Origin of the sequence: Pseudomonas sp. FP215 (assembly GCF_030687795.1) — a bacterium.
In the GTDB taxonomy this organism is placed as follows: Bacteria; Pseudomonadota; Gammaproteobacteria; order Pseudomonadales; family Pseudomonadaceae; genus Aquipseudomonas; species Aquipseudomonas salmasensis.
In genome coordinates this window covers 6,518,055-6,535,074 of the sequence record NZ_CP117447.1, presented here as the reverse complement: position 1 = coordinate 6,535,074, position 17,020 = coordinate 6,518,055, and the positions used below count along the sequence as shown (strand labels likewise).

The 17,020-nt window shown below is 61.3% G+C and carries 11 protein-coding genes; all 11 read right to left on the bottom strand.

What is annotated here, in order from left to right; genetic code table 11:
• Window positions 1-12: 12 nt before the first annotated feature.
• The gene (locus tag PSH76_RS29785) at window positions 13-4,377 is read right to left on the bottom strand and encodes an RHS repeat-associated core domain-containing protein (RefSeq protein WP_305493363.1); all 4,365 of its coding nucleotides are present in this window, start codon (window positions 4,375-4,377) and stop codon (window positions 13-15) included.
• A gap of 12 nt (window positions 4,378-4,389) precedes the next feature.
• Complete coding sequence (locus PSH76_RS29780) at window positions 4,390-4,824, bottom strand: DcrB-related protein (protein WP_161903638.1); 435 nt, start codon at window positions 4,822-4,824, stop codon at window positions 4,390-4,392.
• Window positions 4,825-4,839: 15 nt separating this feature from the next.
• Window positions 4,840-6,783 (bottom strand): type VI secretion system Vgr family protein, encoded by a 1,944-nt coding sequence (locus PSH76_RS29775; protein ID WP_032894502.1) that lies wholly within the window; start codon window positions 6,781-6,783, stop codon window positions 4,840-4,842.
• A gap of 142 nt (window positions 6,784-6,925) precedes the next feature.
• Entirely contained in the window at window positions 6,926-9,586 is a 2,661-nt protein-coding gene (gene tssH, locus PSH76_RS29770) for a type VI secretion system ATPase TssH (RefSeq protein ID WP_305493362.1), read from the bottom strand.
• Window positions 9,579-10,622, bottom strand: coding sequence for a type VI secretion system baseplate subunit TssG (gene tssG / locus PSH76_RS29765; protein WP_032894505.1), 1,044 nt, complete (start codon window positions 10,620-10,622; stop codon window positions 9,579-9,581). The genes tssH and tssG overlap by 8 nt, the downstream gene beginning before the upstream one ends.
• Window positions 10,586-12,445: a type VI secretion system baseplate subunit TssF gene (tssF, locus tag PSH76_RS29760; RefSeq protein ID WP_003195564.1), complete on the bottom strand. Its 1,860-nt coding sequence runs from the start codon at window positions 12,443-12,445 to the stop codon at window positions 10,586-10,588. The genes tssG and tssF overlap by 37 nt, the downstream gene beginning before the upstream one ends.
• On the bottom strand, window positions 12,442-12,957 hold the full coding sequence (gene tssE, locus PSH76_RS29755) for a type VI secretion system baseplate subunit TssE (protein WP_305493361.1): 516 nt from the start codon (window positions 12,955-12,957) through the stop codon (window positions 12,442-12,444). The genes tssF and tssE overlap by 4 nt, the downstream gene beginning before the upstream one ends.
• Window positions 12,958-13,029: 72 nt before the next feature.
• Window positions 13,030-13,518: a type VI secretion system tube protein Hcp gene (locus tag PSH76_RS29750; RefSeq protein ID WP_003195562.1), complete on the bottom strand. Its 489-nt coding sequence runs from the start codon at window positions 13,516-13,518 to the stop codon at window positions 13,030-13,032.
• 155 nt (window positions 13,519-13,673) lie between these two features.
• Complete coding sequence (gene tssC, locus PSH76_RS29745) at window positions 13,674-15,170, bottom strand: type VI secretion system contractile sheath large subunit (protein ID WP_305493360.1); 1,497 nt, start codon at window positions 15,168-15,170, stop codon at window positions 13,674-13,676.
• 2 nt (window positions 15,171-15,172) lie between these two features.
• Window positions 15,173-15,679: a type VI secretion system contractile sheath small subunit gene (gene tssB, locus PSH76_RS29740; protein ID WP_003195557.1), complete on the bottom strand. Its 507-nt coding sequence runs from the start codon at window positions 15,677-15,679 to the stop codon at window positions 15,173-15,175.
• Between the two features lie 54 nt (window positions 15,680-15,733).
• On the bottom strand, window positions 15,734-16,753 hold the full coding sequence (gene tssA, locus PSH76_RS29735) for a type VI secretion system protein TssA (protein ID WP_032894509.1): 1,020 nt from the start codon (window positions 16,751-16,753) through the stop codon (window positions 15,734-15,736).
• Window positions 16,754-17,020: the final 267 nt, after the last annotated feature.

Here is a 17,020-nt window from a genome sequence, read left to right as displayed (position 1 = left end):
GCGCGTGATCCTTTAGAAACAACCTTTTCGTTTGGCGAATGAAGTGGCGGAGCGCCTCGCCGTTCTGGCCTGTTGTTGCGTAATGATGCCGGTTTTGACCAGCGAGTTGTGTATGGCTTGAGACATGAGGCGAATTTCCAGCTTGCCGCGCTTGAGCATTTGGTTAGGGCCCATGCCGCGAGCGCGCCTCAAACGATTTTCCTCGGCATGTACCATGTCGTGATGCTTAGGGGACAGCGCGATGGACGGGTTGCCCTTGTAGCGGCGACCTTTGGCAATACCTTTTTCTTCCAAAAATTTATTTCGGACAATCTCGTGTGCTTCCAGTCCATCATTCTTGTGGGCCTTTGCACCGTAACCTGCCACTTCGCCTTCTTTGAGCAGCCCAAGCGGGTCAATCCACCCGGACGTATTGGGTGCGTATTGATAGAGGTTATAACCCCCCGCCAAACCAATCGGATCCGGCGTCGTAAACCGCCCCACATCCGGATCATAAAACCGAAACGTGTTGTAGTGCAGCCCAATCTCCCGATCCAGATACTGCCCCTGGAACCGCAAATTCTGCTCTTCGATAAAGTACGCTTCACGCACTTCTTCGTCCGCATTCCCCCACACCTGATAGCGCGCCTGCCACACCGTTTTTCCATCAGCTTCGGTCAGTTGCTCAGGCAATCCATTCAGGTCGTTGTGGTAGTAGCGTACGCTTTGATGCTCGCCCGTGCCGTCCACGCGAGCCAGCGGTACATAGCCGTCTTCTTCATAGAGATAGAGGCTGGTCTGGCTATGCCGATGCTCCTGCAGCAGGCGCAACCCCTCCCAATCAAAGCGGGTTTCACCCAACGGATAACCGTTGCTGTCATGTTCGGTTTTAGCGATGCGCCGTCCGAGGGGGTCGTAGGTCATTTTCACGACCGTTTCGCGTCCATCCTTCTGGCTACGGACTTCGATCAGGCGATGCTCTGCGTCGTAGGCAAAAAACTGTACGCCGCGTAGGGCACTGCGTTTTTCGATCATTCGGCCAAAGCCGTCGTAACGATAGCGTTTGTCCTGATAGGTCAACAGCTTGTTATGCACCACCAGCCCCGCACTGGCTGACGGACCGTCCAGCAGGTTGGCGGCGGCATCGTAGGCAAACGTTTCTCGCTGGCCCTGAGCGTTGTCCTGGCTGGCGATAATGCGCCCGGTGGCGTCGTAGTGGAGCAGTTGGCGCTGATCCCGATGGTTATCGCGGTCACGCTCCAGGCGGCCGATCAGGTTATCGGCCGGGTCATAGTCGAAGTGTTTTTGCTGGGTGGCCGGCAGTTGCGTGGGCTGGCCGTTGGGACGGCGTATCCGTGAGCGCAGGCGGCCGCTGCGGTCATATTCGCTGCGCGTGGTGATCTGGCCTTGGGTCCGCAGGACTTCACGGTGCAGGCGGTCGCGTTCGAAGTCGCAGATGACGCGCCCGTCGAGGTTGATCTGGTGCAGGTGGCCGCTGCCGTAGTACAGGCGGTTGAGCCAACGGCCGTCGGGCAACTGCGTCTGGATCAGGTTGCCGAGCTCATCGTAGTGGTAGTTCAGGCTGCCGGCGGCGCTTTGTTCGATGAGTAGTTGGCCGCGCGCGTCGTAGGCGAAGGCCAGTGCCTGGGTGGTTTCGTCATTGCCGATGAAGGTGACAGCGGTAAGTTGGTCCAACGGGTCGTAGGTGTATTCGGTGCGACCGTCATCGGTTTGTTTCAACAGCAAGCGGCCCACTGCATCGCGTTCGAGTCGATGCACAATTGAAGGCTCAGGTGTCTGCCCTGTGGGCACGTACTCAACGGCGGCTACGTTATCCAGAAGGTCATAGGCATAACGTCGGGCGCTGCCGTCGAGGTCTTGCTGCTCTACCAGACGGTCGCACGGGTCCCAGGTAAAGCGGTAACTCTCACCATTTTCATTGGTCAGGGTTTGGAGGTGTCCGTAGGCGTCGTAGCGGAACTCAATCTGCCGGCCATGGGCATCTATTCGTTGGCGCACCTGCCCGCGGCGTCCGTACTGGTAGCGGGTGGTGTGACCTGCGGCATCGGTATAGCCGATCAACAGACCGCTGGTATCGCGCAGGTACTGCTCGATGCGGCCGTCCGGCATTTCGCTCTGTAGCAACCGGCCTTGGCTGTCGTGTTGATAGCGCTGGCGCTCACCCAAAGCGTCGATGACTACCTGCAAATGACCCTGGCGGTCGTACTCGAACGCTGTGGGGTACCCCGAACAGTCGATATGCTGGATTAACTGTCCGGTTTCATTCCAGCGCAGGGTTTTGCTTTTGCCCGTGGCATCGATGATCTCCACCACCTGTCCAAACGTATCGTAGCGATACCGTGTGACATGCCCCAACGGGTCGATTTCACTGACGCAATTGCCTCGCTGGTCGTACTGATATTGCCACGCGTGGCCTGCCGCATCGGTCTCCACCAGCGGCAGCGACCAATGCTCCAGCCACAACGTCGATTCGATACGCCCCACCGGATCCTGGGTGCTGCACAGGTTGCCGGACTCGTCGTAGCCGAACTGCCATTTGCCGCCTTGTGGATCGGTGGCGCTGAGCAGCTGACGCTCGTCATTCCATTCAAACTGCCAGGTTTTTCCCAGGTTGTCGGTGTACTCGGTTATCTGGTACTGCGGGTTCCAGCGGCGTGTGCTGACCCGTTGCAAGCCATCAGTAATGCGCGTCACGCCACCCGGCAAGTCATAGTCGAACCGGTACTCGTCACCTTCATCGGTCCAGTGCCGCACCACGCGCCATTCGCTACCGTCCACACAGTCCCATTGGTAGTAACAACGCAGCCCGGTGGGCAACTGATGCTCGACCATGCGCTGGCCGCTGTCGTAGGTGAAGCGGCGTTGCACATTTGCGTCGGTATCGCGAACTTCGGCCAGGTCGCCGCGAGCATCGTAGCCGTAACTGACAAGGGTTTCTCGGCTGTGATCGGGGTATAGCCGTTTGACTTGCTCCACTCGCGCAGGCCATTGCTGGCTGTAAACAAATTCGACACGCACATGGTCGAACGTATCTCGTAAGTGGCTCAGCCGACCCTGAATGTCATAGTCAAGGAAGATTCGGTTGTCGTTGCGATCCCCCAATTGGCTAAGGCGCAGGCGTGAGGCGTTACCTGGCGTTGGTTCGAATAGCCGATACAGCCCGTCAACGCTTTCGATCAGTAGTTGGCCATTGGTATTGCGCCGTACGCTCAAGCCTTCTCCTGCGCTGAATACGGCACCGCCCAGCGGGATCACGCCCATGTCGATCTGTCGCGCTTGCTCATCGGTATAGACCAGCCGTTCCCCACCTTCGGGGTGTATGCCGATCTCGACGCAGACCTCGTAGATCACGCTCCAGCTGGCACCGAACAGACCGTCGCGACGCTCGTCCCGGCTGCTGTAGTAGCGCTGCCACTCGATAGGGAGCAGGCCGGGCAGGGCGAAGTCCAGATCGTCTTCCCCATCAAGAATTTTCGCGCCCGTGGAGCTGTGTACCGGGTTAGGCGAGCCTGCTACTGCGGAGGTAATGGCATTGGTCACTTGGCTGGTGCCCCACGACACCAGTCCACCAACGACCATGCACGGCAGCTTGCTGAAAAACTTGGAGCCACCACCGCGCAGCATCAACAGCGCGGTCACCGCCAGCCCGACACCGGGGGTCTTGCCGCTGCGGATCTCGCGCACCACCACGGGGCTGCCGCCAATACGCACGTTGCTGGAGATCATCCCCGACTCGACAATCGATGCGTCGCAGGTACTTCGGTCACCGCTACGGGCGGCCGGCTGACCATTAATCGTGACCTTGCTGGAGCCTTCGGCAATAAACTGCGGTGGCATGGGTGGATGCTTGGTGCAGATGACGATGTCCAGCGGTTTGGGGACTGCGCCTGGAGCAGGAACTGCCACTGTGGGTCGCCACATCTGCGAGAAGAAACCTTTGGCCATGTCAAGGTAGCTGGCTTCTTCGGGACTACCACCTTCGGCGGGCTGCGAGCTGACCGGGCCGATTGCGCCTGCGGCACGTGCAGAGGGAATGCCGTTGGTAAAGGTGTTGTGGGAGCCGGTGGCGATTGTTGCCATCACCACCGGCGGGAATAACGCGTTGCCTATCCAGTCACAAACTTTTGTCAGTCCCTTGTCTGCCCCCGTCTTGCTCATGCCTATGCCGACGATGATGCCCACCACGGCACCCAGTACAAAGCAGCCTAGGCCGCCGGTTACGACCGTAATACCGGTGGCGGCCACAATCGCAGCCGTGGCGACGGCCGTAATAGCGATGTTGGCCGCAATTTCCAGCACGCCGCCCAGGATGTCGGCCATCGCCGAGGTGTGCAGCAGGCCGTCGCCGAGACGTGCCGCCCAGAGAGCGTCAGACATGGATTAAGGGCTTCAAGGTTTGGGATTGAGCTGCAAGGTGCTTTTGATGGTTGCCCAATGGGCGCTTTCAGCATCGCCCAGGGGTTGGGCTTTGACATAACTCAGGGCAAGCATCTGCCGAGTGCCGGGTATCACAAGCGCTAACTGGTATTGATGGATACGCTCGGTGCCCTTGCTGAACTGGTTATGTACTTCGATGGCGTCTATATCCTGCGCCGCGCCTACACGAAGAGCCTTGGCCGGTTGGTAGCGCAAGTCCTGTACCTGCTTTTCCAGCTTCGCCAGTTGCTCTTCGAAGTTGCTCTGCAGCGTCTCGCCATCTCCCAGCAGGCTGCGGCTGACGATCAACGAGGTACCCAGCGCGGCGAACTTCAGGATATTGATGGAAGCATCCTGAACCTCATCGCTGGGCAGGGTGAATTGAAATTCATTGAGTCGATAGGTCATTGAAACGGAGTCTCGTTATTGGCCGGAAGACGGCTTGGGAAACATGGCGTTGACGGCGGCGTCAATGTCGCCCTTGACCCCCTGGCCCATGGGAGTGGTGCCGCCTTTGCCGCCAATGTTCAAATGCAGATTGCCTCCAGTGTTGATCTCGGAGCTGCCTTCGGAATACACATTGATCTGAACGCCGGTGAGATTGATCTGCCCGCTGGCGTTGAGCTCCAGCACGCTTTTGCCACAGACCAGGCGCAGGTTTTCGCCCACTTCAATCAGGTAACTTTTACTGATAGCGTCTGTTTTGCTGAACCCCACCATGAGCATGTCGTCATGCTTGACTGCGCGTACCCGGTCGTTGCCGACGGTCACGACTTCGTCATGCCCAATGCTTTTATTGCGGTCATGCCCCACCGAGTGGCTCTCATCCACCTCCACCACGATGTCCTGATTACGCTCGGCATGGATATACAACTGCTCCAGCCCCTTCTTGTCCTCCATGCGGATTTCATTGAAGTTGGCTGGCGTGCCGCCTTTGCTGGAGCGGCTTTTCATACCGCTCTGGGTGGCGTTCTCCGGCAAATCGTAGGGCACCGTCTGTTCGGCGTTGTAGACGCGCCCGGTGATAATCGGCCGGTCGGGGTCGCCTTCGAGGAAGCTGACGATCACTTCCTGGCCGATGCGTGGAATCTGCATCGAGCCCCAGTTCTTGCCGGCCCAGGATTGCGACACACGAATCCAGCACGAGCTGTTTTCGTTGGATTGGTCGTGGCGGTCCCAATAGAAGTGCACCTTCACGCGGCCATACTGGTCGGTCCAGATTTCCTCGCCTTTGGGGCCTACTACCAACGCGGTCTGCGGGCCTTTGACGATGGGGCGGTGGGTGTTGGCCAGTGGGCGGAAACTCTGTTGGGCGTCGATGCAGGTCAGGCTGCTTTCGAACTGCGCCGAGCCTGAACCGCCGCCGCTTTCCAGGCTTTCCTGCACGATGAAGTAGCGGCAACCGACGATCAGGTATTCGCGGTTCTGGTCCTGGCGGCTGAAGCCGGTGAGGCTGAACAGATGGCCCGACCCCAGGCCGCGCGCATTGCCGCTGAACTCGATCTGCTCATGCAGGGTTTGCAGGGCTTCGATGCGGGTGCGCGCATAGTGTTCGCCGTCGGCGCTTTGCACGTAGGTACCGGGGTAGTCGTACAGCGGATAGTCGCCGGCGGTGTGCGGGCGCGGCATGGCCGAGCGTACGTCGATGCTTGCGCTGGGGCGCTGGAAGTCGTAGTCGTTAAGCTCCAGCGAGCCCGGCTGCACCTCCTGCGCCAGGTGCCAGTTGTGCATATGGTCGCGTTCGCGCTGTTGCTCGTCCTTGGGGTAGTAGGGAATCGACGCATAGCCGGGCACGCTGGTGTGGGCGCCATAGGCGTCGGCCAGCACCAGCACATGGCGGTCTTGTTCATGGCGGAAGAAATAGTAGATGCCTTCCTGTTCCATCAGCCGGCTGACGAAATCGAAGCTGGTCTCGCGGTACTGCACGCAGTACTCCCACTCGCGATATGGCCGGCTGAGGGCGTCTTCGAAGTCGGAAAAACCCAGGTCACGGAACACCTGCTTGATGATCTGCGGGATGCTCAGGTTCTGGAAGATACGGCAATCGGAGGTACGGCTGAGCAACCACAGCCATGGGCGCAGGGTGGCCTGATAACTGGCGAACTGGCCCTGGTCGATGTTCTGGCTGCAACGGGCGACGATGCCATGAAAGTACCGCTCGCCACCGTCGGCCAGTTGCAGGCCCACGCTCATCGGTTTGCCCAGCAACTGGTTGAGGTCGATGTTGGCGTCCAGGGACGTCAGTTGCAGCTCATAGTTGAACAGCCGGCCCAGCTCTTCACCGCCGCCCATTTCGTTGAGCAGCAGCACATCCGGCCCGAGGGGGCTGGTGATTTTGGCCAGGCGTGAGGCTTGGTTGAATAGCATCATTTCATCCGTCAATTTCAACTGTAGGAGCGAGCTTGCTCGCGAAGGTCGTCAACGATGACGCGGGCATTCTGAATGAACGCGGCGATCTTGAGTTCTTCGCGAGCGAGCTCGCTCCTACAGGTGTCAGGCATTGTGGCGCTTATGCCGCGTCGCTGAAGTCGTAGTGCAATTCATTATCCCGACTGCTGATCCGCACTCCCGCCAACGCCTTGCCTTCCAGCATGCGCGTGAGGAACTCGCGGCTCATGTCCGGCAGCAGGCTGTTGGTGAGGATGGTGTCGATCATGCGCCCGCCGCTTTCAGTCTCGGTGCAGCGCGAGACGATCAGGTCGACCACGGCGTCGTCATACTCGAACGCGACTTTATGGGTGTTCTCCACACGCTTCTTGATGCGGTTCAATTGCAGGCGCGTGATCGCCTTGAGCATCTCATCGCTGAGCGGGTAGTACGGAATAGTCACCAGTCGACCGAGCAACGCCGGTGGGAAAATCTCCAGCAGCGGCTGGCGCAGGGCCTTGGCGATTTCCTCGGGCTCGGGGATATTCGCCGGGTCCTTGCAGACGTGGGAGATCAGCTCGGTACCGGCGTTGGTGGTCAGCAGGATCAGGGTGTTCTTGAAGTCGATCACCCGGCCTTCGCCGTCTTCCATCACGCCCTTGTCGAACACCTGGAAGAAGATCTCGTGCACGTCCGGGTGGGCTTTCTCCACCTCATCGAGCAACACCACGCTGTAGGGTTTGCGTCGCACCGCTTCAGTCAGTACACCGCCTTCGCCGTAGCCGATATAGCCCGGTGGCGCGCCCTTGAGGGTGGACACGGTGTGGGCTTCCTGGAATTCGCTCATGTTGATGGTAATGACGTTCTGCTCGCCGCCGTACATGGCTTCGGCCAGGGCCAGGGCGGTTTCGGTCTTGCCCACACCCGAGGTACCGGCCAGCATGAACACGCCAATCGGCTTGCTCGGGTTGTCGAGGCCGGCGCGGGAGGTCTGGATGCGCTTGGCGATCATCTGCAGGGCATGGTCCTGGCCGATGATGCGTTTCTTCAAGTGTTGGTCGAGGTTGAGCACAGTTTCCAGTTCATTGCGCGCCATGCGGCCCACCGGGATGCCGGTCCAGTCGGCGACCACCGAGGCCACGGCCTGGTAATCCACGGTCGGCAGGATCAATGGGGTCTCGCCTTGTAGAGCGGTGAGGCGCTGTTGCAGGTCGACCAATTGCGCACGCAACGCATCGTTGCCGCTGTCCACCACCCCGGCTTTTTCGCGCAAGGTGGCACGGGTGGCGAGCAGTTCATCTACCAAGGCTTTTTCTTCAGCCCAACGGCTTTCCAGGGTCGCCAGGCGCTCGCGTTCGGCGTTCAACAAGGCTTCGCTGTTGCTCTGGCGCGTACCGGTGGCGATGCCGATCGCATGCTCACGGGCGATGATTTGCAGCTCGGTTTCCAGGGCCTCGATACGGCGACGGCTGTCGTCCACCTCCGCGGGTACCGCGTGCAGGCTGATAGCGACGCGGGCACAGGCGGTGTCCAGCAGGCTCACGGATTTGTCCGGCAACTGGCGCGCCGGAATGTAGCGGTGGGAGAGCTTCACCGAGGCTTCCAGGGCTTCATCGAGGATCTGCACCTGGTGGTGTTTTTCCATGGTGGACGCCACGCCGCGCATCATCAGCAGCGCCTTGTCTTCAGACGGTTCGGCAACCTGCACCACCTGGAAGCGGCGAGTCAGGGCCGGGTCTTTCTCGATGTGCTTTTTGTACTCGGCCCAGGTGGTGGCAGCCACGGTACGCAAGGTGCCACGAGCCAGGGCAGGCTTGAGCAGGTTGGCCGCGTCACCAGTGCCGGCAGCGCCACCGGCACCCACCAGGGTATGGGCTTCGTCGATAAACAGGATGATCGGCTTGGGCGAGGCCTGCACGTCTTCGATGACCTGGCGCAGGCGCTGTTCGAACTCGCCTTTCATGCTGGCGCCGGCTTGCAACAGGCCCACGTCGAGGCTACGCAGCTCCACGTCCTTGAGCGCAGGCGGCACGTCACCGGCAACAATGCGCAGGGCGAAGCCTTCAACCACGGCAGTCTTGCCCACCCCGGCTTCACCGGTGAGGATCGGGTTGTTCTGGCGCCGACGCATGAGGATATCCACCAGTTGGCGGATCTCTTCGTCACGGCCGACGATGGGGTCGAGCTTGCCGCTGCGGGCCTGTTCGGTCAGGTCCACCGTGAAACGCTTGAGCGCTTCCTGCTTGCCCATTGCACTGGGCGCCATGGCCCCGCTGGCTTCGCCAGGGACACCGGCATTGAAGCCGTCGCTGGCGCTCAAGGCGTTTTCCGGTGAGTCACCGACGTATTCATCAAAGCGCTCGCTCAGGGCCTCGGCCTTGATCTTGTCAAACTCGCCGGACAAACCCAGCAGCGCATGGCGCAGGCTCGGCGTCTTCAAGATGCCCAGCACCAGATAACCGGTGCGCACCTGGCTTTCGCCAAACATCAGGCTGCCATACACCCAGCCGCGTTCTACGGCCTCTTCCACATGGGAGGACAGGTCGGTGATCGACGTGGAGCCGCGCGGCAGGCGGTCCAGGGCTTCGGTGAGGTCGCGAGCCAGGCGTGCCGGCTCCACGTTGAACTGGCGGATGATGCGGTGCAGGTCCGAGTCCTGCAGTTGTAGCAACTGGTGAAACCAGTGGGCCAGTTCCACATACGGATTGCCCCGCAACTTGCAGAACACCGTGGCGGCTTCGATGGCCTTGTAGGCCACGCTGTTGAGTTTGCCGAACAGTGCGGCGCGACTGATTTCACCCATGCTCTGGATTCCTTGAGGTGGTGGCGTGGTCGGCGTAATGCCGGGCCAGGATTAGGTCGTTGGCGTCATGCGCAGGTTGGCCGAGCCAGGTGTTGAAGCCCAGGCGGAACTGGCCGTTGAGTTGCAGCGCCGGAACTTCGGGTTGTTGCAAAACCAGGTTCAAGTCCCAGTCCAGTTCATGGCCCAGGTACTCGGCCACCCACGCCACCAGCTCGTTGAACGGCTGTTGGCCAGGCAGCATGCCCATGTAGTCATCCAGCGTGAGCGGGCCCAGGCGGATGCGGAATTTGTGCTGGCGGTCCCACACGTGGCTGCCCAGGCAGAAGTCCACGCCCAACTGGTTGGCGCTGACCCCCACGCGGCTGCGTTCGGGCAGTTCCAGCCATTGGCCGACGTATTCTTCGATCGCTACCGGCAGGCCAAAGTACTCGCCGAGGATCGCTTTCAAGCCATCCGGGTAGCGGGTTTGCGCCGACAGATGGCCGCTGTAATGCAGCTTCGCGGTATCGGGGATCAGCCCTTGATTGAGCAGGCTCGGCATCCCACGGCCACTCAGGGCGGCGAGGCGGGCGGACCAGTAGTCATCGTCCGGGCGGTCGTGGCTGACGGTAGGCCGCGCCTCGGCCCAGGCCCGATAGAACAGAGTCAGCAGGCGATGGTGGAACACATCCAGGAACTGCTTGCTGGTGCTGTCGGCGTTGTTGCGTTGGCGCTCGCGTACGTACTCGGTGATGTGCAGCGGCAGCGGGCCGTTGGGGCCGCCGAGGCCGAAGAAGAACTGCTCCAGCCGCGCCGGCTTGCCATCGCCTCCCGGGTCGACCGAGGCGAGGGTGGCGGGTGCGAAGGTGCAATCGGCCTGCTGCCCCAGGCGCAGCGGATCATCGGCCAGGCGCAGGGAATGGCCCAGGCGTGGCAGCTCGGGCGTTTCGCACTCGATGCGCCGCAATGCCTGGAAGAAGTCATATTCCCAGGGCTCCTGGTGCATCGCGTCCAGGGTGCTCACAGGGTCGGACGCCGTCCGGGCTTGGCTTTCCATCGCATGATCTCGCCGCGTTCGGTGGTACGGATCACCGTCTCGGTAAAGCTGTTGATCGACACGTAGCGTGCCAGGAAGCGCTCCAGCACCGCACCGAGCAGGAACACGCCGGTGCCGCGAAACGCGTTTTCATCGAACTCCAAGGTGATTTCCAGGCCGCGCCCAAACACAATCGGGCCAGGCATCGGCAGGCGTCGGGTCACCGCCTTGCTGCTGACTTCGCGCAGGCCTTCGATCTGCAATTGCAGGGCGGCGTCATTGCTGTCGCCGTACAGGCGCAGCAGTTCGCGCAAGGCGCCGGCGCCTTGGCCCTGCTCGCTCAAGGACAGGTAGTTGAGCGACAACTGGCTGATCAGGCGCCAGGCCTTGGCGTCATGCGCATGGCTGGCACGCGGGCGGCTTGGCCCCGCCACGCACCGCACGGCCAGTACCGGCGCGCTGTCGGCCAGGGTGAAGTCGGTCTTGCCGTTGCCCACGCTCATGAACAGCGGCAGATCGCGGTTGGTACACAGCGCCGTCACGCCCAACTGGCGCAGGTCATGGCGATACGGCGCCTGGCGGCTGTCCACCAGGCTGACGAAGGTTTCGCTGCCCACATAAGTGGAGCGCGGGCCATTGCGGCGTTGGTCGCTGGACAGCACCCGCGGCTCGCGGCGCACGCTGTAATAGGCCTGGTCGCGGCCATAACGCGACGGATCGCGCACCGCATAGAACGGCAAGAACGGCTGCTCCGGCCCGGTGCCGTGGCCGGTGATGCCGCTCAAGGAGTGAATCTCGAAATCCATCGGCCGCGTACGGTCGGCGATCACATGGTGTTCATTGACCCGGTCGGACAAGTGGATACGGTCCACGCGCTTGGGGAACAGGTTGATGGCGGGCGTGCAGAACGGCAAAAACTGCGCTGCGCCGACGCTGCCCTCCAGGCTCGGTTCGTGGCGGTCGAACAGCACGATCAGTTCCAGCTCCTGGCCGTCACAGCGCTTGACCGCGCGGCTCAACTCGGCGAATTCAACGAACAGGAAGCGATGGGGCAGGGCGAAGTACTCCTGCAACAGGCGATAGCCCTGGAATGCCCGCGCCACCACCGGCATGGCCGCATCGGCATCGTCGAACCCCCGCGAGCGCAACGCGCCCTGGGGCAGGCGCTCGACCCAATCGCCACCGGGCTGGCGCGCAAACACCGCACAGGCGTTGCCCAGCAGTTGTTCGTAGAGGCGAAACGGTTGTTCATCAGCGCCGCTCAGGTACAGCGGCAAGGTGTCCAGGTCGAGACTGTTGAACGGCAGCTCGGCACCGGTGCGCAAGGTCAGGCGCAGACCGGCCTTGGCCTTCGGTTCGCTGGCGGCCAGGCGCCCGAGCACGGCGGCGGGGTTGCCGAAATATTCGGCGTTGCTGACCTGCAACGGCCACAGCGTCACCGGGTGCGCGGTGCGGTACTCGCAGCAGGTCTGGGTTTCACGGCCCAGGGCGGCACGCAGCACCGTGTCACGGGGCAGCGGGAAACCGCCGGCCAGGGAGCCTTCATCGGGGTCGGTCTGCAATTGCACCACGGTCATCGACGGCGTCGGTGCCAGGTAGTGCGGGTAGGCGATTTCCAGCAAGTTGTGGGTGAAGGTCGGGTACTCGGCGTCGAGCTTGAGCTGCACGCGGGCGGTGAGATAGGCGAAGCCTTCAAGCAAACGTTCGACGTACGGGTCGGCGCAGTCCATACCGGACAGGGTCAGCCGACTGGCGATCTTGGGGTATTCCTTGGCGAACTCGGCGGCGCTTTCGCGCACGTGGTGCAGTTCCTGGTTGTACAGCTCCAGCAGGCGCGGGTTCATGGGCGTCTCCGCTGGTCGGCATTGAGCACGCGCACATGGCCGGACTCCAGGTCCACGTCGGTCTGCAACAGCAAACGCAACGGTACCGGCTGTGCCCACAGGTCGCCTTCAATCTCGAAACTCAGGGCGTTGTGGTTCATCTCGCCATGGCCCATGCGCGCCTTGACCCGCAATGTATGGCGCAAAATACGTGGCTCGAAAGTGGCGATGGCCTGGTAAATCAAGGCTTCCAGGGCTTTGATATCGACGCTCGAAGCGCTGTTGCCCGCCAGTGCCGGCAGGCCGTAATTGACCACCGAGGTGCCGGCCGGGGTGTGCAGCGTGGCATCGGTATCGAGTAACGAGGTGGTGTTAAGCAACCACGCCAAGTCACGCAGCACCGAGGCCTTCAATAGGGTCAGGGACAGCACGCGTTTGTCGGCGCTTTCCTTGGGGTTGGTCGGGTCGTCGTCGGTCAACCGGTCCAGCAGGGACGGTTGCAGACGGTCGCGGGAAGCGATTTCAGTTACCACCAAAGCAGCTCCACGGACGGGTTGCGAGAGGGACACAATGGCCGTGGCACCAGGCCACGGCCACAAGGGCTATCAGCGTTTGGTGTTGGAACGGATGTTCCAGCCGAACTTGATGGCGCCGCCGTCTTTGGTGCCGTCGGCTTTCTGCGGCTGGTAGTCGACCATCACTTGGGCGAAGTTCAGGGTGACGTTTTCGGTCAGGCGATCATCGCTGCCCGAACCGCCGGTGCTCAAGGAGGTGACCAGCACTTCTTCCAGGTTGATCACCATGTACTCGACCTGGCTCTCGCCACCGGCCTTGCGCACGGTCAGCTTAACCTTGTCGATGTGCTTGCCGCTGGCGCAGTGCATCATCAGGTTGGGCGAAGCTTTGTCGACGTATTTGGTCAGCGACAGGTCCTGGATATTCACCTTGCCCGCGCCACCGCCACCGCCGACGTGCATGTTGCCGGACTGGGACATGCCCCAGCTCCAGTTCAACACATCGATTTCGTCCTTGTGGGCCTTGTCCATGGACTCGCCCTTGATGTCGCCGATCTTGATGAAAATATCAACAGCCATGTTTTCTCCCTGTGTGGCCCATGCCACTTGATTGGGTGATCGTTCCCACGCTCTGCGTGGTAACGCATCCTGTGACGCTACGCGTCACCGGGACGCAGAGCGTCCCGGGCGGCATTCCCACGCGGAGCGTGGGAACGAGCTAGCTCAATCGTTACTTATGCGCTTTTTGCCGAAGGCAGCTTCGATACCAAACGCAACGACACCGTCAGCCCTTCAAGCTGATAGTGCGGGCGCAGGTAGAACTTGGAGTTGTAATACCCCGGGTTGCCTTCGACTTCTTCCACGATCACTTCGGCGGCGGCCAACGGGTGCTGGGCCTTGGTGGTTTCGGTGGAGTGTGCCGGGTCGCCGTCGACGTAGTTGAGGATCCAGTCCTGCAACCAGCGCTGCATTTCGCCCTTCTCTTTGAAGGAACCGACCTTGTCGCGCACGATGCACTTCAAGTAGTGAGCGAAACGGCACGTGGCGAACAGGTACGGCAAGCGCGCGGCCAGGTTGGCGTTGGCAGTGGCGTCCGGGTCGTCGTATTCGGCAGGTTTTTGCAGCGACTGGGCGCCAATGAACGCGGCGAAGTCGGTGTTTTTCTTGTGCAGCAGCGGCATGAAACCGTTCTTCGCCAGTTCCGCTTCACGGCGGTCGCTGATGGCGATTTCGGTCGGGCACTTCATGTCCACGCCACCGTCATCGGTCGGGAACGTGTGGGCCGGCAGGTTTTCCACTTCACCGCCAGACTCGATGCCGCGGATGCGCGAGCACCAGCCGTAGTGCTTGAACGAACGGTTGATGTTCACTGCCATGGCGTAGGCGGCGTTGGCCCAGGTGTACTTGGAGCTGTCGGCGCCGTCGGTGTTTTCTTCGAAGGCGAAGGCTTCCACCGGGTCGGTCTTGGCGCCATACGGCAGGCGTGCCAGGAAGCGCGGCATGGTCAGGCCGATGTAGCGCGAGTCTTCCGATTCACGCAGCGAGCGCCAGCCGGCGTATTCCGGGGTGGTGAAGATCTTGGTCAGGTCGCGTGGGTTCGACAGTTCCTGCCACGAGCCCATGCCCATCACAGTCGGCGAGGCCGCAGCGATGAACGGCGAGTGCATGGCGGCGCAGACTTTCGACAGCTCGCCCAGCAGTTCCACATCGGGCGGCGACTGGTCGAAGTAGTAGTCACCCACCAGGCAGCCGTACGGTTCGCCACCGAACTGGCCGTATTCTTCTTCGTACATCTTCTTGAAGATCGGGCTCTGGTCCCATGCAGTGCCCTTGAATTTCTTCAGGGTCTTGTGCAGGTCTGGCTTGGAGATGTTGAGCACGCGAATCTTCAGTTGCTCATCGCTCTCGGTGTTATTGACCAGGTAATGCAGGCCACGCCAGGCGCTTTCCAGTTGTTGGAAATCCTGGTGGTGGATGATCTGGTTGACCTGGGCGGTGAGCTTGGCGTCGATAGCGGCGATGATTGATTCGATCGACTTGATTGCGTCGTTGGACACCAGGTCGGTTTGCGCCAGGGCCTGTTCAGCCAGGGTGCGCACCGCAGTTTCAACGGCTTCGCGGGCACGCTCGGTCTTGGGTTTGAACTCTTGCAGCAGCAGGTTCGCAAACTCGCTGGCTTCTTCGGTGGTACCCAGGATCTGGCTGCCTTCGCGGGCGGTATTGTCCGTCATGATTACTGCTCCCCTGCAGGCTTGGGCGCGCTGGCAAGTGCCTGAAGCAATGCCGGGTCCTTGATCGCCTTCATGATGATTTCTTCAGCGCCAGTCTTGCCGTCCATGTAGGTCAGCAGGTTGGCCAATTGGGTGCGGGCTTCGAGCAGTTGGTTCAGGGAGTCGACCTTGCGCGCCACGGCGGCCGGGCTGAAGTCGTCCATGCTTTCGAAGGTGATGTCCAGGCTCAGGTTGCCTTCGCCGGTCAGCTCGTTGGGGACGTGGAACGCGACGCGTGGCTGCATGGCCTTGAGGCGTGAGTCGAAGTTGTCGACGTCCACTTCAAGGAACTTGCGGTCGGCCACGGGTGCCAACGGCTCGGCAGGCTTGCCGGCGAGGTCGGCCATCACGCCCATTACGAAGGGCAGCTGGACCTTTTTCTCGGCGCCGTAAAGCTCGACGTCGTACTCGATCTGCACTCGAGGCGCACGGTTGCGCGCGATGAATTTCTGAGAACTTTGCTTCGCCACGTTGCTGCTCCTGGTCGCTTGAGCGACGGTGTTGTTACTGCACGGTCCGGCGGCTTACTCGCTTTCGGGGCCGCGCAGGTTTTCAAATTGGGACATGCCATCGGGAATCAGATTGCGCACGATGGCCGCAAAGTCGGCATGCACCAGATTCTTGGCTCGGGTCAACAACACCGGCAGCGGGCTCGAAGGCTCGTGGCGGGTGTAGTACGCGAGGATTTTGTCGAGGCTGCGCAGCACATCGTCGCGGGTGGCGATGTCGCCAGAAGGGCGAGGGGCTGCGGGCGCGGCGGCGTTATCGACCGAGGGGGCATTGTCTTCACTGACGGCCTCGGGATCGCTGCTGCTGTCGGTGCCTGGCACCGCTTGGTTGAGCAGTTGCAGGGCCTGTTTGAGCGGCTGCTTCAAGGCGCTGAGGTCCACGCCCTGGGCGGAACCGACTTGGTCATTGACCTGTTGCTCAATGGCCTCGCACGCCGCACGCGCCGCGCTCAAGGCGTCACGGGTGGCTTGCAGTTGTTCGGGGTCGCTGTCCAGGAACGCGGCGTTGAGTTGCTGGTTGCCCAACTGCTCATCGGCAAAACTTTGCAGGCCGCTGGCGTTGAGCGCTGCGCGCAGGGTCACGGGCCCGAACGTGCGCGAGCGCGTCAGGATGCTTTCGCGCAGCAGGCGAATATTGGTCTCGCAGGTCAGGCCGGTAAGGGCGTTGATGCGCACGGTGGGGTCGTTGTCATCGTCGGCATCCAGGCGCGGGTGCAGCTCCGCCCAGTATTGGCGCAGCAAGGCGTCGATCAGCGTGAGGACTTCGGCCAGCCCGGCCACACCCTGGAGGGCGAGGGTGCTTTGCAGCAGAAAGTGGGTGATGCGCAGGTCTTTGCTGCGCTGCAACAGGTCCAGGCTTTGCTGCTGGATGCTGCGCCACTCGGGCGGCTCAGCGGGCAGGATCGAGTCGCCCATGCTGCGTTCGGGTTGGCCCTTGGCATCACGTTCCAACTGCAGAAATTGCGCGTCATATTCCATGTCCTCGCCACAGGGCGACGTCGCGGAAACGGCGGTGAGCAGCAACGGCACATCCACTGAATTCGATCTCCTTATCGGCCCGCTGGACGGCGGGCAATGCATGCACTAGTTGCGTAATGAACTTTGCATGTTTTCTTGGTCATATACTCAGCGTGCCACTACTGCGCCATCACTGATGTTCAAGAAGTTGTGCATTTTTGGTGTAGTACTTATGGCTTGTCAAGGTAAGCTATTCGCCCTCTGTGACAGATGTGCGGTGTTTAACAACCTGCGCGACTGGCGGGTCGAAAGGCGCGCCCAGAGCGGATTTTTGTCATGGAAGCC

What these genes read in the sequence shown, in the direction of transcription:
- PSH76_RS29780 (WP_161903638.1), bottom strand. Translation starts at nt 4,824, where the DNA reads ATGACCTATCGACTCAATGAATTTCAATTCACCCTGCCCAGCGATGAG.
- PSH76_RS29775 (WP_032894502.1), bottom strand. Translation starts at nt 6,783, where the DNA reads ATGCTATTCAACCAAGCCTCACGCCTGGCCAAAATCACCAGCCCCCTC.
- tssG (WP_032894505.1), bottom strand. Translation starts at nt 10,622, where the DNA reads ATGGAAAGCCAAGCCCGGACGGCGTCCGACCCTGTGAGCACCCTGGAC.
- tssC (WP_305493360.1), bottom strand. Translation starts at nt 15,170, where the DNA reads ATGACGGACAATACCGCCCGCGAAGGCAGCCAGATCCTGGGTACCACC.
- PSH76_RS29750 (WP_003195562.1), bottom strand. Translation starts at nt 13,518, where the DNA reads ATGGCTGTTGATATTTTCATCAAGATCGGCGACATCAAGGGCGAGTCC.
- PSH76_RS29785 (WP_305493363.1), bottom strand. Translation starts at nt 4,377, where the DNA reads ATGTCTGACGCTCTCTGGGCGGCACGTCTCGGCGACGGCCTGCTGCAC.
- tssH (WP_305493362.1), bottom strand. Translation starts at nt 9,586, where the DNA reads ATGGGTGAAATCAGTCGCGCCGCACTGTTCGGCAAACTCAACAGCGTG.
- tssF (WP_003195564.1), bottom strand. Translation starts at nt 12,445, where the DNA reads ATGAACCCGCGCCTGCTGGAGCTGTACAACCAGGAACTGCACCACGTG.